The organism is Methylibium sp. (genome assembly GCF_965279545.1).
GTDB lineage: Bacteria > Pseudomonadota > Gammaproteobacteria > Burkholderiales > Burkholderiaceae_C > Methylibium.
Map to the genome: position 1 here is coordinate 3,081,460 of NZ_OZ257250.1, position 21,653 is coordinate 3,103,112.

20 protein-coding genes, 1 other RNA gene and 3 pseudogenes are annotated in these 21,653 nt (G+C 67.1%); 3 read left to right on the top strand and 21 right to left on the bottom strand.

Translation table 11 applies throughout. The annotated features are described in order from the left end of the window. Positions 1-23 precede the first annotated feature (23 nt). The 5 genes and pseudogenes from ACQY9S_RS14435 to ACQY9S_RS14455 all read right to left on the bottom strand — a co-directional run. Entirely contained in the window at positions 24-1,223 is a 1,200-nt protein-coding gene (locus ACQY9S_RS14435) for an efflux RND transporter periplasmic adaptor subunit (RefSeq protein WP_428420472.1), read from the bottom strand. After that, a complete protein-coding gene (locus tag ACQY9S_RS14440) occupies positions 1,220-2,557 on the bottom strand; it encodes a TolC family protein (protein WP_428420474.1) in 1,338 nt (445 codons plus the stop codon). Before ACQY9S_RS14440 ends, ACQY9S_RS14435 begins: the two co-directional genes overlap by 4 nt. A gap of 107 nt (positions 2,558-2,664) precedes the next feature. Continuing rightward, positions 2,665-3,033, bottom strand: a complete 369-nt coding sequence (gene czcI / locus ACQY9S_RS14445) for a cation efflux protein, CzcI family (protein ID WP_428420476.1) — start codon at positions 3,031-3,033, stop codon at positions 2,665-2,667. 43 nt (positions 3,034-3,076) lie between these two features. Beyond that, positions 3,077-5,023 carry an FTR1 family protein gene (locus ACQY9S_RS14450; protein WP_428425765.1) on the bottom strand — a complete coding sequence of 649 codons (1,947 nt, stop codon included), beginning with the start codon at positions 5,021-5,023 and terminating at the stop codon, positions 3,077-3,079. 240 nt (positions 5,024-5,263) lie between these two features. Next, positions 5,264-6,070 (bottom strand): annotated as a pseudogene (locus tag ACQY9S_RS14455) (HAD family hydrolase); the annotation flags it as partial. 123 nt (positions 6,071-6,193) lie between these two features. Here ACQY9S_RS14455 and ACQY9S_RS14460 point away from each other — a divergent pair. Further along, positions 6,194-6,961: pseudogene (locus ACQY9S_RS14460) on the top strand (IS5 family transposase); the annotation flags it as partial. Further along, positions 6,941-7,033 (top strand): annotated as a pseudogene (locus tag ACQY9S_RS14465) (MerR family DNA-binding protein); the annotation flags it as partial. The pseudogenes ACQY9S_RS14460 and ACQY9S_RS14465, both read left to right, overlap by 21 nt. A gap of 177 nt (positions 7,034-7,210) precedes the next feature. On the opposite strand, the gene ACQY9S_RS14470 reads toward ACQY9S_RS14465, so the two are convergent. The 9 genes from ACQY9S_RS14470 to rnpB form a co-directional block, all read right to left on the bottom strand. Then, positions 7,211-8,992 carry a phospholipase D-like domain-containing protein gene (locus tag ACQY9S_RS14470; protein WP_428420478.1) on the bottom strand — a complete coding sequence of 594 codons (1,782 nt, stop codon included), beginning with the start codon at positions 8,990-8,992 and terminating at the stop codon, positions 7,211-7,213. A 151-nt stretch (positions 8,993-9,143) separates the two neighbouring features. Further along, positions 9,144-9,488: a DUF2845 domain-containing protein gene (locus tag ACQY9S_RS14475; RefSeq protein WP_428420480.1), complete on the bottom strand. Its 345-nt coding sequence runs from the start codon at positions 9,486-9,488 to the stop codon at positions 9,144-9,146. Positions 9,489-9,759: 271 nt separating this feature from the next. Beyond that, complete coding sequence (locus ACQY9S_RS14480) at positions 9,760-10,194, bottom strand: hypothetical protein (protein WP_428420482.1); 435 nt, start codon at positions 10,192-10,194, stop codon at positions 9,760-9,762. Between the two features lie 152 nt (positions 10,195-10,346). Then, positions 10,347-10,826: a cupin domain-containing protein gene (locus tag ACQY9S_RS14485; protein WP_428420484.1), complete on the bottom strand. Its 480-nt coding sequence runs from the start codon at positions 10,824-10,826 to the stop codon at positions 10,347-10,349. A gap of 45 nt (positions 10,827-10,871) precedes the next feature. Further along, positions 10,872-11,351 (bottom strand): HugZ family protein, encoded by a 480-nt coding sequence (locus ACQY9S_RS14490; RefSeq protein WP_428420486.1) that lies wholly within the window; start codon positions 11,349-11,351, stop codon positions 10,872-10,874. A gap of 81 nt (positions 11,352-11,432) precedes the next feature. Next, the gene (locus tag ACQY9S_RS14495; protein WP_428420488.1) at positions 11,433-11,702 is read right to left on the bottom strand and encodes a hypothetical protein; all 270 of its coding nucleotides are present in this window, start codon (positions 11,700-11,702) and stop codon (positions 11,433-11,435) included. A 226-nt stretch (positions 11,703-11,928) separates the two neighbouring features. Continuing rightward, positions 11,929-12,396 carry an SRPBCC family protein gene (locus ACQY9S_RS14500; protein ID WP_428420489.1) on the bottom strand — a complete coding sequence of 156 codons (468 nt, stop codon included), beginning with the start codon at positions 12,394-12,396 and terminating at the stop codon, positions 11,929-11,931. Positions 12,397-12,447: 51 nt separating this feature from the next. Continuing rightward, positions 12,448-13,665 (bottom strand): multidrug effflux MFS transporter, encoded by a 1,218-nt coding sequence (locus ACQY9S_RS14505; protein WP_428420491.1) that lies wholly within the window; start codon positions 13,663-13,665, stop codon positions 12,448-12,450. Between the two features lie 72 nt (positions 13,666-13,737). After that, positions 13,738-14,140: RNase P RNA component class A (gene rnpB / locus ACQY9S_RS14510), an RNA gene on the bottom strand. A 58-nt stretch (positions 14,141-14,198) separates the two neighbouring features. Between rnpB and cysK the strand changes: the two genes are divergently transcribed. Beyond that, a complete protein-coding gene (cysK, locus tag ACQY9S_RS14515) occupies positions 14,199-15,119 on the top strand; it encodes a cysteine synthase A (RefSeq protein ID WP_428420492.1) in 921 nt (306 codons plus the stop codon). Between the two features lie 23 nt (positions 15,120-15,142). Here cysK and ACQY9S_RS14520 read toward each other — a convergent pair whose 3' ends face one another. From ACQY9S_RS14520 to ACQY9S_RS14550, 7 genes are all read right to left on the bottom strand, one after another. Then, positions 15,143-15,961, bottom strand: a complete 819-nt coding sequence (locus ACQY9S_RS14520; protein WP_428420494.1) for an NYN domain-containing protein — start codon at positions 15,959-15,961, stop codon at positions 15,143-15,145. 13 nt (positions 15,962-15,974) lie between these two features. Next, positions 15,975-17,036 carry a dihydroorotase gene (gene pyrC, locus ACQY9S_RS14525; RefSeq protein WP_428420496.1) on the bottom strand — a complete coding sequence of 354 codons (1,062 nt, stop codon included), beginning with the start codon at positions 17,034-17,036 and terminating at the stop codon, positions 15,975-15,977. 96 nt (positions 17,037-17,132) lie between these two features. Beyond that, positions 17,133-17,867 carry an amino acid ABC transporter ATP-binding protein gene (locus ACQY9S_RS14530; RefSeq protein ID WP_428420498.1) on the bottom strand — a complete coding sequence of 245 codons (735 nt, stop codon included), beginning with the start codon at positions 17,865-17,867 and terminating at the stop codon, positions 17,133-17,135. A 111-nt stretch (positions 17,868-17,978) separates the two neighbouring features. After that, complete coding sequence (locus ACQY9S_RS14535) at positions 17,979-18,671, bottom strand: amino acid ABC transporter permease (protein WP_428420500.1); 693 nt, start codon at positions 18,669-18,671, stop codon at positions 17,979-17,981. A 78-nt stretch (positions 18,672-18,749) separates the two neighbouring features. Continuing rightward, on the bottom strand, positions 18,750-19,439 hold the full coding sequence (locus ACQY9S_RS14540; protein ID WP_428425767.1) for an amino acid ABC transporter permease: 690 nt from the start codon (positions 19,437-19,439) through the stop codon (positions 18,750-18,752). Positions 19,440-19,615: 176 nt separating this feature from the next. Next, a complete protein-coding gene (locus ACQY9S_RS14545) occupies positions 19,616-20,509 on the bottom strand; it encodes an amino acid ABC transporter substrate-binding protein (protein WP_428420501.1) in 894 nt (297 codons plus the stop codon). Between the two features lie 187 nt (positions 20,510-20,696). Continuing rightward, positions 20,697-21,638 carry a LysR family transcriptional regulator gene (locus ACQY9S_RS14550; RefSeq protein WP_428420503.1) on the bottom strand — a complete coding sequence of 314 codons (942 nt, stop codon included), beginning with the start codon at positions 21,636-21,638 and terminating at the stop codon, positions 20,697-20,699. Between the last annotated feature and the right edge of the window lie 15 nt (positions 21,639-21,653).

Here is a 21,653-nt window from a genome sequence, read left to right on the forward strand (position 1 = left end):
TTTGTTGTCCTTGTCCCGATGCGTCAGTGCTCGTCGCCGATTTGCGACTTGAGCAAGCGGGCCTTGAGGGCGTAGGCCCCTGCGGTCACCACCTTCTCGCCGGCCTCCACGCCGGACTTGATGACGGTGCGGCCGGACAACTTTTCGCCCGGCTCGATGGCGCGCGGCTCGTAGCCGCCATGCTCTTGCACGAAGATGGTCGGCTGGCCTTGCAGCAACAGGATGGCAGCGTCCGGCACCGCCAGCACCTCGCGTTTGGCGGCCGTGCCGGCACCGCTCGTCTCGATGGTGGCGGTGGCGAACATCTCGGGCTTTAGGCGGCCGTCCTTGTTCTCCACTTCGATGCGGGCGGGGATGGTGCGCGAGTCCTTGTCGAGCAGGCTGGCGATGTAGGTCACGCGACCGGCAAAGCGCTCGCCGGGATAGGCCGTGACGGTCACGGTCGCGGCCGATCCGGCCTTGACCTTGGCCAAGGTGTCCTCGGTCAGGTTGGCTTCGATCCAGACCTTCGATAGGTCGGCGACAGTGAACAGCGGGTCACTCGGTGTGCCCAATTCGCCTACGGTTGCCTTCTTCTGAATCACGGTGCCGGCCAGCGGCGCGACGACCGCGAAGGTCGAGTTCGCGGCGCCGTCGGCCTTCGCCGACCCGCCGAGCAGGCGCAACTTGTCTTGCGCGGCACGCAGTTCCGCAGAGGACTTCTCCACGTCGGCCTTGGCACGAAGGAAGTCGCGCTGCGGAATGACCTCGTCGGCGATCAGCGACTCGGCGCGCTTGAAGTCGGCCTGCGCGACGCGCTGGCTCGACTGCGCGTGCAGCAGCGCCGCCTGCGCTTCGCCGATGGCCAGGCTGTCCAGCACGGCCAGCTGCTGACCAGCCTTGACCTGCGCGCCGAGGCCGGCCATCACCTGGACGATGCGCCCTTCGATGCGCGGCGCGACACGCGCGATGCGATCCTGGTTCGGACGAATGGTCGCGGTGACCGTGATCGTGTCGGCGAAGGCCTGCTGCGCCAGTGTCTCGACCTTTAGCCCGGCGCGTGCGGCTTCTTCTGCGGAGAGCTTCAAGCCGCCGGCTTCCTTGGCGCCTTCGGCTCTGACTTCCTTGCCTTCTTTCGCTTCCTTGGATTCGGCCGGCTTGCCGCCACCGCACGCGGTGAGCAGGGCAACCAGCGCAACGGCCAGCAGCGTCGAGACGAGCGAATTCGAGTTGATGTTCTTCATGGTTGGTTTCCTTCCAGCGCCAGGCCGGCCGCAGCCTCCAGGGCGTGACGGGTAGCGTGGTAGTCGGCGAGAGCGTCGTTCAGGTCGCGGCGCGCATCGAGCGCCTGGCGGTTGACGACGATCAGTTCGAGCAGCCCGATCTGGCCAGCGCGCTGCGACTTGAGCGAGAGCTGCTGGTTGTCGGCGAGCGCCGGCAGCATCGTTCCCTGCAGGCGCCGCACTCGCGATTCGAGGCTGGTGAGCTTCAGCCAAAGCGAGCTGACGCTGGCACGCGCATCGCGCAGGGCCGTCTCGCGTTCGATCTGCACCTGGCTCAGGTCGGTGCGTGCCTGGCCGATGCCGCTGGCGTTGCGTTTGAACAGTGGCAGGGGCACCGACACCGTCACTGTGGTCAGTCGCTCGCGGCCGTCGTTCGGCCCTTCGCGGCCGACGTTGAGACCCACCGTCACGTCCGGGTAGACGCTGGCCTGTTCGAGCCTCAGCTTGGCGGTGGCGCTGTTCTCTCGATCCTGCAATGCGCGCAGGCGGGGTTGGGCTTCGACCGACGCCATCAGTTCGCCGAGCGTCAGCTTGCTCTGCGGCAGGACCATCTCGCCGACCGCCTGCGGCAGGCTTCCCGGCGGGAGCTGCAGCGAGGCGGCCAGTTCGGTCCGTGCATCGAGCAACTGCTCTTGGGCAAGGGCCAGCTGATTGCGTGCGCGCTCTGCTTCGACGGTGGCAATGTTGGCGTCGAGCTTGGTGTCTTCGCCAGCGGCGCGGCGCTTCTGGATGGCTGCGGCGGTGTCATCGAACAGCTTGCCGGCTTCGGCTTCCAGCGCGACGCGCTGCTGCAGCGCCAGCACGTGATGGAAACGTTCCGAGGCCGCTGTGCGAGCGACGCGCCGCGCGTCCTCGATCTCCGAACGCAGCGCGGATAAGGCTGCGGCAGCAGCATCACGCCGGTGACCACGTTGGCCGCCGATCTCCAGCGTCTGCGAAATGCCGGCGCTCCATTCGCGCCGGGTCTCAGACCCGAGCCCGGCCTGCGGGACCGAACGCCGCGTCTGATCGACGGACAGCTGCGGGTTGCTGGACAGCAGCGCGTTTGCGTCGGTTTGGGCGCCTTCAGCAGCAGCGAGCTGCGCCTGCTTGGTCTTCAGCGCCGGGTTGGCCGCATCGGCCTGCGTCAACGCTTGCTGCAAGGTCAATTCCTGCAGCGTAGCCGTGGCCGGCGCCGAGGCCTGGGCCGGTGGTACAGGCTGTGCCTGGCTGGCAATGGGTATGAACAGAAAGGCGCTGTTCGCAACTGCGGCAGCTGCCATCGCGATGGCATGCGCCAGCGTCTTCGATCGCATCGAACTCTCCTTGTTGTGGGAAACAACAGACCGGAAGAATTCGGCGAGAAGTCGGTGCTACGCGTTGGTTTGAAGCCGGAAGATCACGCGGGGACTTGCTCGCCGAATCAGGCGGCGAGAGTCCATTTGGGGCGTTCGATCAGGTCGGGAACATTAGGAGAGTGACCCTGCACGCAAGTGCCTGGCGCGGCGTGCGGTACGGGCTCGATCTGGTATCCGAGCATGACGGGCGCCAGCGGCTGCGCGCAACTGATGTGGCAGTAGTCGCAATCGAGGTCTTCGTCGGCGATCGAGGTCTTCTTGTCCGGCGTGGCGTCGCCGGTGCACTGAAGCGACTTGCCCTGGTGCTTGTGGCTGTGGTGCCCGAAGTGGCTCACGCTCGCAGCTTGCTCATGCTGGCAATAGCTCGCGGCCGCACCCCAGGCGAACTGGAACGGCAGCCACAGCAGCAGAACGATGATGAGGAGACGGGACACGGGCGAAGTGTAGCGACGATCGCGTGACGGAATGAAGAGCGCGTCAGACGCCTTTTGGCGTCGGCGCGGTCGAGCGCGTGTTGACCATGAACGCAATCGCCACTGCCACCAAGACCGTCAACTGCGCGAGCAAGGTCTGCAACGTGGGGCGAATTCCAAGGATGTCGATGCGCGGGAAGGCGACCGGGCTGGTGTGAACCCAGCCCGCCTCCTGCAGGCCGGCAATGCCCTTGCCGGCGAGCACGACGGCCAGCACCGCTACCAGCAACGAACTCGCGGCGAAGAACTTGCCGATGGGCAGCTTTGCGCTGGTGCGCAGCAGAATCGCCGCGATCACGCCCAGGATGGCCATGCCCGCCGCCAGGCCGGCCAGCAGCGGCCAGCCATTTCCCTCGGTCCACAGCGCGGCATAGAACAGCACGGTTTCGAACACTTCGCGGTACACCGCGATGAAGGCCAGCGAGAACAGGAACCAGGCGGCGCGCTGGCTCAGCGCGGCCGACATCTTCTCCTTGAGGTAGACCTGCCAGCGCCCGGCTACGCTCTTCTGGTGCATCCACATGCCGACGCCGAGCAAGACGATTGCAGCGAACAACGAAGAGAATCCCTCGGTCAGTTCGCGGCTCGCGCCACTGACGCCGACGAGGTAGGTCGCCACGGCCCAGGTCACGCCACCGGCCGCCAGCGCGGCGACCCAGCCGGCATGCACGTAGACCAGCACGTCCTGGCGCTCCGCCTTCTTGAGGAAGGCGACCATCGCCACGACCACGAGCAGTGCTTCCAGCCCTTCGCGCAGCAGGATGGTCAGAGCGCCGATGAAGGCAGCGGCGGCATCGTTCTCCGAAGGTGCCAGTGCCTTGTCGGCCTCGTCCAGCAAATGCTGCAGCGCCTGCGCCGATGCTTGCACCTGCTCGGCGTTGCCGTCGGCCACCTTCGCGCGGTAGGCCACCATCGCGGCCTCGATCTTTTCGAAGAGGGGGCGGTCGCGCGTCGCCAGCGCCGGCTCGACGGGCTCGAAGCCGTCGAGGTAGGCCGACAAGGCCAGCTTGGTCGCGGTCATCCGATCACCAGTGCGCACGGCGGCGACACTCTCCGCGAGTTGGGCCTTGGCAACCGAGATGCCACCCGGCTTGTTCGCGGCCAAGGCCTGCGGATTGGCGCGCAGGTACGCCGTCACGGACTTCGCCGAGTCGGCGTCCAGGCGCCCGGCCAGCGCATGCTCGGAAGTCTGCGTCAACGCATCCAGACCCGCGATCGCCTCGCGTGCCTTGGCGCTGGTTTGCCAGACTTTTGCGCCCGCGGACCTGTTGGCTTCGGCGTATGGCAAGGTGCCGACGAAGAACGCAAGCGCCCAGCGGTCGTCTTCCGGCAGTGCGCCGAAGCTGGCCATCGCGGTGCCGTTGACGCCGTTGCTGATGACCTGATGCAGCGCGAACAACGATCGCTCGCGGGCCCGCAGATGCTCGGCCAATGCAGTCGGCTTCGGGTCCAAGGTCGCTGCTGCCGGGCCATCGCCGCGGCCTTCCAGGCCGTGGCAAGCGGCGCATTGCGCCTGGAACAGTTGCGCCCCGCGTTGGAGATCTGGCAACTGTGTGGGCGCGATGGGGAATGGATAGGCTTTCAGCACGTCGCCAGCCAGGCCATGCGCCAGTTGCGCCACGGTGGCCGGCTCTGCCTTGTCCGCCACGGCGCTGCGCAGGCGAGCGGCCTGTGCCTGCAGCGCGGCACTGGCGCCAGTGCGCGGCAGTTCGGCGAGTTGCTTCTCGGCGGCTGCCGCGAACTCCTGCATCTCTGCGTATTCAGAAGCCTTCAACACGGCTCCGTTTGCGACTGCACCGCCGTAGTCGACGGCAACGTAGTCGAGCAACTGCCAGACCTGTTTGGCCTTGGCGTCGACGATCGGCTCGGCGGCGTATCCGTTAGACGCGAAGCCGGACAGCACTACCAACGCGAAGGCGATCAACGAGAGCGAGCGACGCAACGAAACCATGATGGCAGTCCGAACGCATTCAATGCGAATGAGTTTAATTTGTATTATCGTCGGAAGGCGCTCTGACGGATGAAATCCCGGGTCCCCATGTCGAGCGGCTAACCAGCGACCACCACGACCAGCGCAGCGCACGGGCAGTAGGCACCGAACAAGTGCCAACTCCCTTGCTCCAACGCCGGGACGGCAATTTGTAGCGTGTTCATGCCGAACGCGCGCCAAAGTGGCGATCGGTAGACCGACTCATCGGCGCAACAGCCGCAAGCCGTTGGCCACGACAAGCAGGCTGGCACCCATGTCGGCGAACACCGCCATCCACATCGTCGCGCTGCCGAACACCGCGAGCACGAGGAACACGGCCTTGATGCCCAGAGCGAGAACGATGTTCTGCCAGAGAACCGAATGTGTGTCGCGCGATAGCCGGATCGTCGTGGCCACGCGGCGCGGGTCGTCGGTCATGATGACCACGTCGGCCGCTTCCATCGCCACGTCGGTGCCGACACCGCCCATTGCGAAGCCGATGTCGGACTGCGCGAGGACATGACCGTCTGAAGCAAGCAGCGTTACCGTGCGCCCTGCTGTCTCATGCTCGGCGAGCTTGGCCTCCAGTTCGGTGTTGCACAGCCCACGATCGTGAATCAACCGGTGATTGCCCAAGGTGTAGGGCGCGCCGTCCACGCGGCCCTGGACTCCGCGCCCGACCAGGGCTTCGAAGTCGGCCACTTCCAGGCGCTGGCCCGGAAGCCCCTCGGCGATGGCTTTGGAGACCGGGTGGTCGGATCGGGCCGCGAGGCTCGCGCCGATGGCCACCGGGTCGGAGTTGGACAGTGCTTCCCAGTGCACGAGGCGGGGCTTGCCTTCCGTGATGGCGCCGGTCTTGTCGAGCGCGACAGCCTTGATGAGCCGGGCCTGCTCCAGGAAGGTGCCGCCCTTGATGAGGATGCCCTTGCGCGCGGCAGCCGCCAGGCCGCTGACGATGGTGACCGGCGTCAAGATGACCACCGCACCCGGCTGGCTGCACAGCCTCACCGCCTCACGCTTGAACTCGGCCGTGAAGCGCCTTCTCGTGTTCCCCATGGCTCTCTCCTGTCCACATCATGTCATCCGACGTGTCCGGAAAACCGGGGGAAGCCCAACCTGATCCGAACGCTCCTGGCGCGAGACACTTCATGCATGGCGATCACCGAAGCCCAGTTCGCGCAGATCGAGCACTGCCTACCCCTGCAGCGCGGCAACGTCAGCCTGTCCAACCTGAGCGTGCTGAACGCGATCCTGTACGTGGCCGAGCATGGCTGCAAGTGGCGCGGCCTGCCCGAGCGCTTCGGCAACTGGCACACCATCTACACGCGCATGAACCGTTGGTCCAAGAGCGGCGTGTTGGATCGGGTGTTCGAGGAATTGCAGCAGGCCCAGGTTGTGCGCATCAAGATCGAGGCCGTGTCACTGGACGGCACCATCGTCAAGGTGCATCCGGACGGCACCGGGGCGCTAAAAAAAGCGGCCCGCAATCCATCGGCAAGTCCAGCGGCGGGTGGACCACCAAGATTCATATGGTTGCCGCGGATGCTCGAACGGCCGTGACGTTCTCGCTGTCGCCAGGCCAAGCCGGCGATGCGCCGGAGGGCCGCGCCTTGCTCGAGCGGTTGGGGCCGCCGGATCGACCGCTGCACCTGCTGGTGGACAAGGCCTACGAAGGCAACGAGACGCGCCAACTCGCACTCGATCTGGGCTTCATCCCCGTCGTTGCGCCCCTGAGAACACGCATCTCGCCCCCGGGAGTACGACCGCGAGATGTACAAGCGCCGCAACGAGGTCGAACGACTCTTCCGCCGCCTCAAAGGCTTCCGTCGAATCTTCTCTCGGTTCGAGAAACTCGACGTGATGTTCGTCGGCTTCATCCGCCAGTGCCGAAACCTCGACATGACGCTCGACGAAGTGCGAGTGCTGCTTCGTTTTAGGGACGCCCCGAAGGCCGACTGCGGCGAGGTCAACACCTTGCTCGACGAGCACATCGGGCACGTGGCGCAACGAATCCGCGAACTGCGCAAGCCCGAACAGGAACTTCGTACCTTGCGTGCCCAGTGCGGCAAACCGCACAACGACTTAGCGACGATTCATTCGCGACCTGCGTTGGGGGTCTCCGTCCGTGCCGAGCGTGGGGGCCGGCGATCCGCGTGCGCCGCGGACCTTTCAATCCCGGGGGGCGTTCGCCATGGCGATGCGGGCCTTGGCCTCGGGGCTGCCGTCGACGTAGTACTTGTCGGCCCAGCGCCGCGTCGGCTGCAGGATCAGTCGCCACCTGCCCTTCGGCTTGCCGGCGTCTTTGATCGCGATCGCGCGGGCGCGGTAGTGCTCGTACAGCCGCATGAACTCGGCGAGGTACACCGCGGCAACGCGCTGGTCCTTGAGCTCGATGAGGTTCTCGTCGTTGTTGTGCTCGGAGTTCTCGCTCATGTTCGCGGACCCGGTGTAGATGACGGGCCTGTCGCCCTCGGCGTCGATGACCACGAACTTGTGGTGGATCACGACAGCACCGAAGTCCTGCGCCTGGTCGCCGGGGAACACCGTCAACTCGGGCTCGAAGCCTTCAGGCACCGTGGCGGCCGAGAAATGCGCGCCGTCGATCACGTCCTTGTTGCTGCGCGAGCGGTGGAACAGGTCCATGTTCGCCAGCGCGGCGGCATCGATGTCCTTGCCTTCGGCGTGCGCCTGTGCCGCCGCCTTCGCCGACTTCTCGCTGATGCTGTTGACGATGCCGAACATCATCAGCCCCCGGTCCCCCGCGGCGAAGCAGGCGTCCCGCAGCTTCTTGTCGGTGGGCGTGAAGATGCAGAACAGCACGGAATGCTTGGCCCGGCGTATGGCCTCGACGACGGTGTCGATCTGCTGCCGCTGGGCCGCCGGCTCGGGCGAAAAGCTCACCCGGATCTTCGCCGACCCCAGCTGCATCGCGCGCGACCACCCGGGGGTCAACTTCGCGGTGTCCGACTTCTTCGGGTTGCCGGCGATCGCCGCGGCACGGTCGCTGTACAGCTTGGCCAGCGCGGCCGAATCGAAACTGTGCAGGAGGTTCGCCTGCGTGGTCAGGCCGCCGGTCGTGAAGTTCGCCGAGCCCATCAGCACGCGTCGCGGCTTGCCGCCGCCCTGCGGTCCATCGGTCACGATGAACTTGTTGTGCATGATGCTCGTCTTGTCGCGCGGCGAGAACGCGATGAGGCTCCCCAGTTGGTCGACGACCTCCTGGTTCGGGGACGGCCGCTGCGGCTGGGTCTTCGTCTTCGCGATCTTGTGCGAGTCATAGACCAGCGCGACGCTCTTCGGCGGGTGCGCCTCGGCGAAGGCCTGCAGCTGCGGTATCGCCCACAGCCTGTCGGTCAGGTGGTAGGTCGCCCCGACCGCCCGGGTGGCGCCCGCCAGGATCTCGCCGAAGACCTGGTGGATGTCGTTCGCGAGCCACTCGCGCAGCACCAGGGCCTTGGCCGGCGGGGGCGCCTTGTCGGGCGCCAGACCCAGTGCGCGGAGCTTGCGCGTGAAGGCCTGCGAGCTGAGCACCGCGCGGTTGAACCAGGTGCCGATGCCGTCGACGGTGTGGTCGGGCAGGCTCACTGCGCACGTGCCGGCCTCGTCCTCGGCGAGTTGCGGACTCTGCGCGGTGCCGACGACCGGAAAGGCGGTGTAGACGAACTGACCGTTGCGGTCTTCGGCGTCGATGCGCGCGTCCCACCAGCAGAACTTCTGGATGGGCGCATCCTTCGACGCCGCATCGGGCCGCCCCTGCGGGACCGGGCCGTTGAACGTGACGCGGTTTGGCAGCCAGCTTTCGGCCGCCCGGGACCGGCCGTCTGCCGACCGGAACCCGGGCGCTCGCTTGATGGCGAACCCCAGGAAGTCTGCAGCGGTGGCGCCCTTGTCCCAATCGAGCGCGAGCAGCACCAGCGTCGGAGACAGATACGCCCGGATTTCAACGGCCATGAGTCGGTCTCCTTGCGCGAAACGCGCTCACGCAGTGTAGTTCTGGGGTTTGCGCAGCACTGCAGGAACGTGGCCCTGACAAGCTAGGGGCATGCGGGGCCGGTCGGGTCGGCGGCCGGCATGAAACCCGCCGTTCGGCGGCCCTCGCCGCCTACCGAGGGGTGCTTGCGTAGGTGATGGACTGGACCAGGCCGGAACGGAACCGCACCGTGGCCATCAGGTTCCCGGGGCCGCGGTCGTAGAGCCACTCCTCGACCGGCTGGCAAGGGACGTAGGCGCTCGCGAAGGGCTCGGGCACGGGCTGCAGCGATTGCGAGTAGAAGACCGGCGCGCAGAAGCTCTCTTTGAGCAGCGGTTGACCGCACTTGTAGAGGACCGACAGCTGCGAGTCGCCTTCCGAGGCGCTGCGGCCGTTGCAACGCAGCGACTCCGCGTTCACGGACGATGCCTGCATCGCAATGAAAACGGCGAGCAAAGCGCCGAAAGGGATGTTCATGTGCGGCTCCACCGACAGTGCCCTGCGCGAATTGTGCTCCCTGGAAACCACCGTGCGGCGGGGCCGGGCGTCAGCCCCGGTGCTCGCCCGGCGTCTCGGCGGTGACGACGAATGCCCTGGCGCGCACCGGGTCGATGGGCCGGAGCTCGAAGAGCAGGCCACAGGCCAGACGCGGGTTCCCTGACCGACTACGTCCTCGCCCCACTGCCCGCGGGAAATGACGAGGTATTCGGACAGTGAGGTCTCGGGTTTCATGGCCCGCTTCTGTCGTTCAGAAAACGCTGCCCAACCACTCGCAAACCTTCTGCGCCGAGAACCCCTCTTTCCATACGTAGCCGCCGACGATGGCGAAAACGAGCGACGAGAGAGAACCGAGCATTCCCAGATAGGCCCGGGACATGTCGACCTTGCTGCCATCGGAGAACATCTTGTAGTGGACCTGCCCCTTGATGGCCACCCAACCCACTGCGGCCTGCGCAATGCCATTCGTGCCCAGCAAGCCGATGAGGAGGGTGAAGAAGAATCGCTCTGCAACGCCCGTCAGGAACCCGGTGTAGAAGAACTCGCGCGACAAGAGTTTCTCGGCTTTCGCGGCGGTAGCGCTGCGAAATACGAGGAAGCAGAGGAAAGACCCGAGGATTCCGGCAAAGCCGGACACGACGACGAGCCCGAATGCCCACGGCGTATCAAGAAGCATGTGTCGCATTTGATGGCTCCTGAGGTAGGTGACGTGACGCGTGCGGGAACAGGGCGGGAGTGTAGAAGCGGCGCCGGTTCTTGACGACCACGGCCGCAGGCACCCGGGCGCGCCCTCGAGCTCGGCGACGTTGCCTCGCATTGGACGCCAGGAAGGCTCGCTCAGTAGGCCGATCCATCCCTGTGGGTGAACCGCCACGTGCCCTGCACCATGCTGGCTTTGAGATCATCGTCCGGGTACGTGCCCTCGTCGCCAGGCGTGCGGTCACCGACTTCGAGGTAGACGACGTCTTCGGACGTCTCGTTGAGCAGGTGATGGCCGTTGCCCGTGCCTGCCTTGAAGCCTGCACACATGCCCGGCGAAAGCCGGGTCTTGCCTTCGTCGGTTTGAAGCGTCGGGCTCCCCTGCAGGACATAGATGAACTCGTCTTGCCTGGAGTGGGCGTGCCGAAGCGCAGAGACCGCGCCGGGCGCCAGGCGAGTGAGATTGACGCCGAAGTTCGTGAGGCCGAACAAGTCTCCGAGCGCGCGCTTCTCCCGGCCCTTCATGCGCGAGGCAAACGGCTCGGGGTAGTTGGACGGCTTCGTGCGCGGCGGCACGTCGGTTGCGAGGACGGCAATGGGGTTCGTCGAGGCGGCCATGGATTGCTGCGAGGTGGGGGGGGTGGGGGAGGGGGGGCGGCGTTCTCACGCCCCGGCGGCCATGATGGCCACGAAGCGCTCGGCCGTCACGGAGCCGGCCTGCGCGAAGCCGCCGACGAACCGGGCGGAGCGAACCCCGATGACGAAGAGCGAGAAATCGGCAAAGCCGAACATCGGCTCGCTCTCGGGGAAGCGCGCCAGGTAGGCCTGCCTTGCCTCCGTGTACTCCGCGGCATCGTTCAGGCATTGCCGCGCCCGGCCTTGAAGGCTGACACGGGGGAGCGCCTGCACGGGCAGGCCGGGTGCGGGCGAGGCCAGCACGAGCAGGCCGACCGCAGGATTCGCGAGCATGTCCTTCGTGTGCGTTGCCAACCGGCTGACATGGATGACGACACCCTGGCCCGCCGGAAGGAGCGCAAAGGGAACCATGGAGGCGGCCGGTTCGCCGTTGTGCAAGGTCGCCAGCGAGGCGACCGGCTGGGTCTCGAGCAGCGCCTTGAGTGCGTGGGCTTGGGATGGGTCCATGAGGGAGCGGCTCGGCCGGCGTCGTGCGGGTGTTCTGGTGCGGCCATGCCAACGCTGGACAGGGCCTGCACCGGCAGCGCCTCAGCTGTTTAGAAAGTAGATGTCCGGCTTGTCGACCACGCCGACTTCCTGCATCTTCTCGCGCAGATCTGCCGACGTGGCGAATGCCTTCGCACGGTCGGGATCCTGCGCCTCGAAGAGGGCAACAACCTCGTTGGGATCTTCGGCACCGCGCAGCAGGTACTTCTCCGTGAGGCCTGCCTCGGTCCGCTTGGGCCGGTGGGCGTCGTAGCCGGCCTTCCAGGTCTTGAAGTCCCTGACCTTGTGCCTGATGAGCATGTAACTGGCCATGAGTTGCTCCTTGTCCAGGGCGTCAGCGGGGCCGTCGCGTTGAGGCATCGCTGACAAATGCCCAACGGAGAAGCGATCTCGCACTCGACCGCCTCAGGGTAGCTTGACTCGATTCCCGCGAGCAATTGTGAGCCGATGCCCGTGCCTTGGGCACGGCGGCCGTCATCTCTCGGGGTGCGCTCAGCGGACCGGTCGCACTCGCGCGCCGCAGCGCTTCGCGGCGCCTTCAGCCCAGCCGCCCCTGCACCTGCCACTCCCGCAGCGTGCGCAGCATGTCGCGGTCGAGCTCGAGCCAGGCCTGCTGGCGGTAGCCCTGCAGTGCCTTGTCGTCGGCCGAGGCCGGGCCGTCGGTCTCGTAGACGAAGCGCAGGAACAGCGCGCCGGCGCTGGGCTCCTCGATCGTCACCGTCAGCCGCACCGGTGCGGCACCCTCGTGCGGCTCCGGCGTGAAGACGACGCGCCGCTCGGGCTCGAGCTGCACCGTGTCGTCGAAGCGCAAGGCGCCGAAGTGGATGCTGCGGCGGCGTTCGCCGGCATGCGCGCCGAGCCGGGCTTCGCAGCGGTCGGGGCCGAGGGGAAACTGCTGCGGCGATTCGACGCGCACCAGCAGGCCGCGCCACAACTCGGCACGGCTCATCGGCGGCACGCGCGGGTCGGCGGGATCGGTGACCTGGAGCAGGTGTTCGTAGCGCATGGCGGGCGGGCTGTGGGGGCGATCAGGGCCGCATGATGCCTGCAGCCGGCCTCAGTCCGCGGCCGGCGCCGGCCACCGCTTCACCCACAGCCATGAGACGAGGCCGATGCTCATCAGGCCCATCGACGTGATCGCCAGCGCCAGCGTCGAGTGCATGACCAGCGGCGCGATCAGCCCCGCCACCAGCGCATTCGCACTGGCCGCGAGGAAGGACTGCATCGACGAGGCCATGCCGCGCCGCTCGGGCACCAGGTCCAGCACCATCAGCGTGATCACCGGCACCATCAGCGCCCAGCCGAACGAGAACAGCGAGATCAGCGGCAGCGCCCACCAGGCCTGCGCCGGCAGCAGCGCGTTGGCGATCACGTTGACGACCGACACCGACACCATGATGCGAAAGCCGCGGCGGATCTGGCGCTGCGCCGGCAGCTTGCCGGCGAGCCGCCCGCTCCACCAGGCGCCGCCCATGATGCCGCCGATGGTGAACAGGAAGAACCAGAAGAACTGCTGCGGCGGCAGGCCGAGGTGGTTGCCGACGAACACCGGCGCCGACAGCACGTAGAGGAACATGCCGTTGAACGGGATGCCGCTGGCCAGCGCCAGCAGCACGAAGCGCCCGCTCGAGCCCATCTGCCAGTAGCCGCGCAGCAGGTGGCGCACGTTGAAGGGCTGCCGGGCATCGACATGCAGGGTTTCCGGCAGCAGCTTCCAGTTGGCCAGCCACAGCGCGGCGCCCACCGCGGTGAGGAACCAGAAGATCGCATGCCAGCCGGCGTGCACGAACAGGAAGCCGCCGATGATGGGCGCGATGGCCGGCGCGGCGCCGAAGAAGATCGTGACCTGCGACATCACGCGCTGCGCGTCGGCGGGCGGGAACATGTCGCGGATCACCGCGCGCGAGACCACGATGCCCGCCCCGGTCGACAGGCCCTGCAGCAGCCGGAAGAACACCAACTGGCCGATCGTCTGCGACAGCGCACAGCCGGCCGACGCGACCGCGAACACCGCCACGCCCCACAGCACCACCGGGCGGCGGCCGAAGCTGTCGGACAGCGCGCCGTGGAACAGGCTCATCACCGCGAAGCCGATCAGGTAGACCGACAGCGTCTGCTGCATCTGCAGCGGCGTCGCGTCGACCGAGGCGGCGATGCCGGTGAAGGCCGGCAGGTAGGTGTCGATCGCGAACGGCCCGAGCATGCCCAGGCAGGCGAGCAGCACGGACAGGGCCCACATCGGGGCGCGCCAGAGGGTGTGGGCGTCGGGGTTCATCGGATCCAGTGTGTCGCGGCGGGCGCCGCAGCGAAACGCGCCGAACCCCAGGGGTGCGGCGCGTCGAAATAAGTGTGAAGTGGACCGATAGGCCGGATTCTGTGCAACCGCGGCGCCTTGCAGCGCCGCGGCCGTGACCGCCATTCCTCTGGGCCGCCCCTCGCGGAAACGGCTCGGTGCCACCTACCCGCCAGCTCCGCGGAGCCACATCAACGCTGGCCTATTTGGTGTTGCTGCGCGCAGAGATTGCCCGTTTCACCCCGGGCGGCTGCGCCGCCCGGGGCGGCTACTCGGGGCCGGCTTGCGCCGGCGCTTCGTAGAGCACCCGAGCGGGCATTCGCCCGGACTCGTCTCTGTTGCTCTGATCCTCACCTTGCGGTGGACAGTCGTTAGCTGCTGCGCTGCCCTGTGCAGTCCGGACCTTCCTCCAGCACGGCCTTTCGGCCGGTGTGCCAGCGGCGGTCTGGCCCACTTCACGGGATGGATTATCGTCGGCGACACGAAATTGATCGTCAGCCTCCAGAGGAGACCCCATGAAAGCCACCACCGTCCTCGACACCGTCGGCAACACGCCGCACATCCGCGTCCAGCGCCTGTTCGGCCCGGGACACGAGGTGTGGATCAAGTCCGAGCGCAGCAACCCCGGTGGCTCGATCAAGGACCGCATCGCGCTGTCGATGATCGAGGCGGCCGAGCGCGACGGCCGGCTCAAGCCCGGCGGCACGATCATCGAGCCGACCTCGGGCAACACCGGCGTCGGCCTGGCGATGGTGGCCGCGGTCAAGGGCTACAAGCTGGTGCTGGTGATGCCCGACAGCATGAGCGTGGAGCGCCGCCGCCTGATGCTGGCCTACGGCGCGAGCTTCGTGCTGACGCCGCGCGAGCTGGGCATGAAGGGCGCGATCGCCAAGGCCACCGAGCTGATCGCCGCGACGCCCGGATCGTGGATGCCGCAGCAGTTCGACAACCCGGCCAACATCGAGGTGCACTCGCGCACCACGGCCCAGGAGATCCTGGCGGACTTCCCGCAGGGGCTGGATGCGCTGATCACCGGCGTGGGCACCGGCGGCCACATCACCGGCTGCGCCCAGGTGCTGAAGGCGCAGTGGCCGCAGCTGAAGGTGTTCGCGGTGGAGCCCAGCGCCTCGCCGGTCATCTCGGGCGGCAAGCCCTCGCCGCACCCGATCCAGGGCATCGGCGCGGGCTTCGTGCCCACCAACCTGCACACCGCGCTGCTCGACGGCGTGATCCAGGTCGAGGCCGAGGCGGCACGCGAGATGGCACGCCGCTCGGCGCGCGAGGAAGGCGTGCTGGTCGGCATCTCGTCGGGCGCCACGCTGGCGGCCATCGCGCAGAAGCTGCCCGAGTTGCCCGCGGGCAGCCGCGTGCTCGGCTTCAACTACGACACCGGCGAGCGCTACCTGTCGATCGAGGGGTTCCTGCCGTTGGAGTGAAGGCTGCGGGGGCGGCGGGCCGCTCAGCCCTCGGCGCCGACGAAACGCACCTGCTCCGGCTTGTCGGCCGGCAGCATCTCGAAGTGCGATTCGAGCTTCTTGAACAGCGCCGACGGCCGGCCGTTCTTCTTCAGCACGCCGCTGTCGTGCAGCGCCTTGCCGGCGGCATTGAGCCGCATCGCACGGCCCTGGCGCAGATCGGGGCAGGCCACCAGCACCGCTTCGACGTCCTGCGGCAGCACCGACGGCGGCGGCACTGGCGGCGCGACGGGCACCGCCACCTGCTCGGCCCTTGCTTGCGCGACCCTCGCTGGCTTGGCGGGTTTCGCGGTCTTGACGGCCTTGACGGCCTTGGCAACCCGGGGCTTCGCGGGGGCCTTCGGCGCCGCGGCCCGTGAGGTCGGCCTGGCGGCGCCGAGGACGTGGAATTCGTCGTAGACCCGCAGGTAGTTGCGCTCGACGTCGGGCGCCGTCTTGCCATGCTGGCCGAAGCCGACGACACGGCAGCCGAGCTCGCGCAACCGCACGATCAGCGGCGCGAAGTCGCGGTCCGAGGACACCAGCACGACCTCGTCGACGGGCTGCTGCAGCACCAGCTCGACCGCGTCGATGGCGAGCGCGAGATCGGTCGCGTTCGGCCCGGCGAAGGTGCTCGGCAGGAAGCGGATCGCATGGTCCTGCGACAGCGCGGCGAATTCGTTGGCCTTCTGCACGCTGCCGTAGGCACGGCGATGCTGCAGCACGCGCTGCGCATCGCGCAGCCGCTCGATCACCTCGGCCACCAGCTCGACCTTCACGTTGTCGGCATCGATCAGCAGTGCGGTCCGGATCGTCTTGTCCATCGAATCTCCCTTGTCAATGCCCCTGCGGCCGTGCCCGGTCGACCTGTTGCCAGGCCAGCACCTCGCCGCCCCGCAGCGGCTTGAGCGTCGCGTCGCCGAACGGCAGCGTCTGCGGCACGGTCCAGGGCTGGCGGCGCAGCGTCACCGTGCCGGCGTTGCGCGGCAGCCCGTAGAACGCGGGGCCGTGGAAGCTGGCAAAGCCTTCGAGCTTGTCGAGTGCCCCCGCGGCCTCGAAGGCCTCGGCATACAGCTCCAGGGCACTCAACGCGGTGTAGCAGCCGGCGCAACCGCTGGCGTGCTCCTTCAGGTGCGCCGGGTGCGGCGCGCTGTCGGTGCCGAGGAAGTAGCGGTCGCTGCCGGAGGTGGCCGCCGCCACCAGCGCGCGGCGGTGCTCCTCGCGTTTCAGGACCGGCAGGCAGTAGTAGTGCGGGCGGATGCCGCCTGCGAAGAGGGCATTGCGGTTGTAGAGCAGGTGGTGGGCGGTGAGCGTGGCCGCGGTGTGCGGCCCGGCCTCGGCCACGTACTGCGCGGCCTCTTTCGTCGTGATGTGCTCGAACACGATCTTCAGCCCGGGGAAGTCGCGCCGCAGCGGGATCAGCTGACGGTCGATGAACACCGCCTCGCGGTCGAACAGGTCGATTTCGGCGCCGGTGACCTCGCCGTGCACCAGCAGCGGCAGGCCCTCGCGCTGCAGGGCCTCGAGCGTGGCGTAGGTCTTGCGCAGCTCGGTGACGCCGGCGTCGCTGTGGGTCGTGGCGCCGGCGGGATAGAGCTTGACGGCCACCACGCCGGCTTCCTTCGCGCGGCGGATCTCGTCGGGCGGCATGTTGTCGGTCAGGTACAGCGTCATCAGCGGCTCGAAGTCCGCGCCGGCGGGCACGGCCGCCAGGATGCGCTCGCGGTAGGCCTGCGCCTGCGCCGCGGTGGTGACCGGCGGCTTGAGATTGGGCATCACGATCGCGCGGGCGAACTGGCGCGCGCTGTGCGGTACGACGGCAGCGAGCGCGGCGCCATCGCGCAGGTGCAGATGCCAGTCGTCGGGGCGGGTGAGGGTCAGGGTGTCCGGGGAACTCATGCGAAGGATTGTCAGTCACCCGTGACCACGCACACGAACGGCTGCAACGAACCCTGGCCCGACCTTCAAGCCAATGCGTTCGAACGCAATGCCGTATCAGTGCTGCAGGATCTTCGACAGGAAGTCCCGTGCGCGCGGCGAGCGCGCTTCGGGGGCGCCGAAGAAGTCTTCCTTCTTGCAGTCCTCGCAGATCTTGCCCTGGTCCATGAAGATCACGCGGTGACTGACCTTGCGCGCGAAGCCCATCTCGTGGGTGACGACCATCATCGTCATGCCTTCCTTGGCCAGCAGCACCATCACGTCGAGCACCTCGCCGACCATCTCGGGGTCGAGCGCGGAGGTGGGCTCGTCGAACAGCATCACGATCGGGTCCATGCTCAGCGCGCGGGCGATCGCCACGCGCTGCTGCTGGCCGCCCGAGAGCTGGCCGGGGAACTTGTCCTTGTGGGCGATCAGGCCCACGCGCTCGAGCATCTTCAGGCCGCGCTTCTTGGCCTCGTCGGGGTTGCGCTTGAGCACCTTGATCTGCGCCAGCGTCAGGTTCTCGGTCACGCTCAGGTGCGGGAACAGCTCGAAGTGCTGGAACACCATGCCGACCCGCGAGCGCAGCTTGGGCAGGTCGGTCTTGGGATCGGCGATGCTGATGCCGTCGACCACGATGTCGCCCTTCTGGAAGGGCTCGAGCGCGTTCACGGTCTTGATCAAGGTGCTCTTGCCCGAGCCCGAGGGCCCGCACACCACCACCACCTCGCCCTTTTGGACCGAGGTCGTGCAGTCGGTCAGCACCTGGAAGCTGCCGTACCACTTGGAGATGTTCTTGATGTCGATCACGCGAGACTCCTTTGCTTAGAGCGGGGCTCGAACGAGCGCTGGGCCGCCCCGAGCCGTTCGAGCACCCCCGCGGGGGGTTGGCAGCGGTACGCCGCAGCCGGGGGTCAACAGTTACCGGATGATGGCGATCTTCTTCTGCAGCCGGCGCACGAGCATCGACAGGCTGAAGCAGATCACGAAGTAGACGACGGCGGCGACCAGGTAGGTCTCGACCGGGCGGTTGAAGTTCTTGCCGGCGACCTCGAAGCCCTTGAGCAGGTCGTAGGCGCCGATCGCATAGACCAGCGATGTGTCCTGGAACAGGATGATGGTCTGCGTCATCAGCACCGGCAGCATGTTGCGGAAGGCCTGCGGCAGCACGATCAACTGCATGCTCTGCGCGTAGGTCATGCCGACCGCATAGCCGGCGTAGACCTGCCCCTTGGGCACGCTCTGGATGCCGGCGCGCATGATCTCCGAGTAGTAGGCCGCCTCGAACACCGTGAACGTGATGATGGCCGACAGCTCCGAGCGGTTGTTGGCGCCCCACTCGCCGCCGACGGCCGCGTAGAAGGCAGCCGGGATCAGCAGGAAGAACCACAGGATCACCATCACCAGCGGGATGGAGCGCAGCGTGTTGACATAGGCCGCGGCCGGCAGGATCAGCCACTTCTTGCCGGACAGCCGCATCAGCGCCAGCAAGGTGCCCAGCACGATGCCGCCGATCATCGCGATCAGCGTCAGCTGCGCCGAGAAGATCAGGCCCTTGAGGACGAAGCCGGAAACGACGTCCCAGCTCAGGAAGGAAAAGTCGAGGTTGAGCATTTCAGGCCTCCCGCCGGGCCGCCCCAAGGGCAGACTGAGCCCCCTGGGGGGAAAGGAGCAAAGCGACGTGGGGGCTCATCATTTGCCTCCCGCCGCCATGCCGGGCACGCGCAGGCGGTCCTCGACGACCATCATCACGCGATTGATGGCGAAGGCCGAGATGAAGTACAGCCCGGTCACGGCGAGGTAGACCTCGACGCCGCGCGAGGTTTCCTCCTGCGCCTGCATCGCGAACATCGTCAGCTCGGCGATGCTCACGGCGAAGGCAACCGACGAGTTCTTGATGATGTTCATCGACTCGCTGGTCAAGGGCGGCAGGACGATGCGAAACGCCATCGGCAGCAGCACGTAGCGGTAGGTCTGGGCCAGCGTCAGGCCCATTGCGAGCCCGGCGTAGCTCTGGCCGCGAGGCAGGCTCTGGATGCCGGCCTTGACCTGCTCGGCGATGCGCGCCGACGTGAAGAAGCCCAGCGCGAACACGACCAGTACGAAGCTGGGCACGCTGCGCAGGCTGATGAAGATCGACGGGATGACGTGGTACCAGAGGAACACCTGGACCAGCAGCGGCACGTTGCGGAACACCTCGGTCCAGGCATTGCCCAGCAGAACGAGCCGCTTGTCGGGCAAGGTTCGCAGGATGCCGACCAGCGATCCGACGACCAGCGCGACCAGCAGCGCCAGCAGCGCCACCGACAGCGTCCAGCCCCAGGCGGAGAGCATCCAGTCGAGATAGGTGATGTCGCCACCGCTGCCGAAGCAGCGCGGCATGACCTCGCCATCGAGGGTGTTCTTGCAGAACACCTGCCAGTCCCATGCGGCCACGAGGCCTCCCTTTCCTGGGGTGCGCGATCCTGCGCCCGGTGCAACGGCGCGGTTGGGTTGTACCCTTATCGCGCGCCCAACTCAAGCCGGGGCGCGTCTGCGCGACCCCGACCGGCTCTCGCTCACTTCTTCGCGTAGTCTTCCATCGGTTTGTTGTTCGGGCTCTTCAGCACCGCCTTGAGGTTCTCGCTCATGACCAGGCCGACCTTGGCGCCGGTGGGCGGCGTGGGCTGCAGGAACCACTTGTCGTAGAGCTGGTAGATCTCGCCCGACTTGACCATGCCGGCGATCGTCGCATTGACGATCTTCAGCAGACCCTCGTCGTCCTTGCGCATCATGATCGCGATCGGCTCGACCGACAGCACCTCGCCGACGATCTTGAAGTCCGCCGGGTTCTTGCTGCGTGCGATCAGGCCGGCCAGCAGGCTGCCGTCCATCACGAAGACATCGGCGCGGCCGCTGTCGACCAGCAGGAAGCTGTCGGAGTGGTCCTTGCCGTACAGCTCGTTGAACTCCAACCCTTCGGCGCGCTTGTTCTTGCGCAGGGTCTGCACCGAGGTCGTGCCGGTGGTGGTGGCCACCGTCTTGCCCTTCAAGTCGGCGATCGACTTGATGCCCGAACTGGCTTTCACCGCCATCCGCACCTCTTCGACGAAGGTGGTGTTGGCGAAGGCCACGTCCTTCTGGCGCGTGGCGTTGTTGGTCGTCGAGCCGCACTCGAGGTCGACGGTACCGTTCTGCACCAGGGGAATGCGGTTCTGCGAGGTGACCGGCTGATACTTGACCGTGAGCTTGCGACCGACCGCCTTTTCGATGTTCTCGACCGCCTTCTCGCAGATCGCCACGTGGTAGCCGACGTACTTGGCACCACCCAGCGTGTAGGACAGGACACCGGAGGACTCGCGCACGCCCAGGGTGATGGCGCCGGAGTCCTTGATCTTCTTCAGGGTGTCCTCGGCCTGGGCCAGACCGGCAGCAGCCAGCGCGGCCACGAGGATCAAGAGCGATTTCTTCATGAAGACTCCTTCAGGGTATCGGGAACAGAAGAGCAAAAATCTACAGGAGGCTCGGCATGCAGGCCATACGGGGTCGCCACAGGTCTGCCCGCCCCGAGTCCGGAGCAGGGTTCGTGCCACGACTCACGCTCCGGGCCGCACGAACCGGCGGCGGGCCGGTCGCTGACACGGCACGCCGGTGCCTCCTTCAGGCCGCGGACCCTTCTTGGCGCTGCAGATACTCCCACAGGGCCTGGACCCCGGGCTTGCTGTGTTTGGCGACCTCGGGCCGCTCGCGGTAGATGCGCACGTCCATGCTCAGCTCGAAGCTGCCCGAGGGTGCGGCCGGCACCAGCTTGCGCGTCTTCAGTTCCTTGCGCACCGAACTGGCCGGCAGGAAGGCCAGGCCATGGCCCTCGAGCGCCATGGCCTTCAGGCCCTCGGCCATGTCGGTCTCGTAGATGGGGTCGAGCAGCACCGGCAGTGGCGTGTGCTTGATGATCAGGTCGACCAGCTGCCCGAGGTAGGCGCCGCTGGCGTAACCGAGAAAAGGCACCCGCTCGCGATCGCGCCCCGGCAGGCGGAACATGGGTTCACCGTCGGCCCCCGCCTTGGCGTAGGCGCGCAGCGACTCCTCTCCGAGCGTGAGCATCTCGTAGCGATCGGTGTTGAGCTGCAGCGGCTGCGCCGGGTGGTGGTAGGCGATCAGCAGGTCGCAGCTGCCTTCGGTCAGGCGCAGCACCGCGTCGTGCACGTTGAGCGCGATCAGCCGGCTCTTGAGCGCACCGGATTCGCGCTTGAGACCCCGGTTCAACTCCATGATCCAGTGCGGGAAGAAGGCGAACGCCAACGTGTGCGGCACCGCGAACTCGATCATGTCCGGCCCGGCCGCCCGGTGGCCGCGCAGCAGGTTGCGTGTGGCCTGCAGGGCCACCAGGATCTCGAGCGCCTGGGCATGGAAGCTCTCGCCGGCCGGCGTGAGCCGCGTCGGGTAGGACGAGCGGTCCACCAGATCGGTGCCGGCCCAGGCTTCCAGCGCCTGGATGCGCCGCGAGAACGCCGGCTGCGTGACGTGGCGCAACTGCGCCGAACGCGAGAAGCTGCGCGTTTCAGCCAGGCTCACGAAGTCTTCCAGCCATTTGGTTTCCACGCGCCGCAGTGTAGC

Bases quoted from the DNA above. Each gene is read 5' to 3' on its own strand.
- ACQY9S_RS14435 (WP_428420472.1), bottom strand. From the start codon at position 1,223: ATGAAGAACATCAACTCGAATTCGCTCGTCTCGACGCTGCTGGCCGTT.
- ACQY9S_RS14440 (WP_428420474.1), bottom strand. From the start codon at position 2,557: ATGCGATCGAAGACGCTGGCGCATGCCATCGCGATGGCAGCTGCCGCA.
- ACQY9S_RS14450 (WP_428425765.1), bottom strand. From the start codon at position 5,023: ATGGTTTCGTTGCGTCGCTCGCTCTCGTTGATCGCCTTCGCGTTGGTA.
- ACQY9S_RS14470 (WP_428420478.1), bottom strand. From the start codon at position 8,992: ATGGCCGTTGAAATCCGGGCGTATCTGTCTCCGACGCTGGTGCTGCTC.
- ACQY9S_RS14475 (WP_428420480.1), bottom strand. From the start codon at position 9,488: ATGAACATCCCTTTCGGCGCTTTGCTCGCCGTTTTCATTGCGATGCAG.
- ACQY9S_RS14480 (WP_428420482.1), bottom strand. From the start codon at position 10,194: ATGCGACACATGCTTCTTGATACGCCGTGGGCATTCGGGCTCGTCGTC.
- ACQY9S_RS14485 (WP_428420484.1), bottom strand. From the start codon at position 10,826: ATGGCCGCCTCGACGAACCCCATTGCCGTCCTCGCAACCGACGTGCCG.
- ACQY9S_RS14490 (WP_428420486.1), bottom strand. From the start codon at position 11,351: ATGGACCCATCCCAAGCCCACGCACTCAAGGCGCTGCTCGAGACCCAG.
- ACQY9S_RS14495 (WP_428420488.1), bottom strand. From the start codon at position 11,702: ATGGCCAGTTACATGCTCATCAGGCACAAGGTCAGGGACTTCAAGACC.
- ACQY9S_RS14500 (WP_428420489.1), bottom strand. From the start codon at position 12,396: ATGCGCTACGAACACCTGCTCCAGGTCACCGATCCCGCCGACCCGCGC.
- ACQY9S_RS14505 (WP_428420491.1), bottom strand. From the start codon at position 13,665: ATGAACCCCGACGCCCACACCCTCTGGCGCGCCCCGATGTGGGCCCTG.
- cysK (WP_428420492.1), top strand. From the start codon at position 14,199: ATGAAAGCCACCACCGTCCTCGACACCGTCGGCAACACGCCGCACATC.
- ACQY9S_RS14520 (WP_428420494.1), bottom strand. From the start codon at position 15,961: ATGGACAAGACGATCCGGACCGCACTGCTGATCGATGCCGACAACGTG.
- pyrC (WP_428420496.1), bottom strand. From the start codon at position 17,036: ATGAGTTCCCCGGACACCCTGACCCTCACCCGCCCCGACGACTGGCAT.
- ACQY9S_RS14535 (WP_428420500.1), bottom strand. From the start codon at position 18,671: ATGCTCAACCTCGACTTTTCCTTCCTGAGCTGGGACGTCGTTTCCGGC.
- ACQY9S_RS14540 (WP_428425767.1), bottom strand. From the start codon at position 19,439: ATGCCGCGCTGCTTCGGCAGCGGTGGCGACATCACCTATCTCGACTGG.
- ACQY9S_RS14545 (WP_428420501.1), bottom strand. From the start codon at position 20,509: ATGAAGAAATCGCTCTTGATCCTCGTGGCCGCGCTGGCTGCTGCCGGT.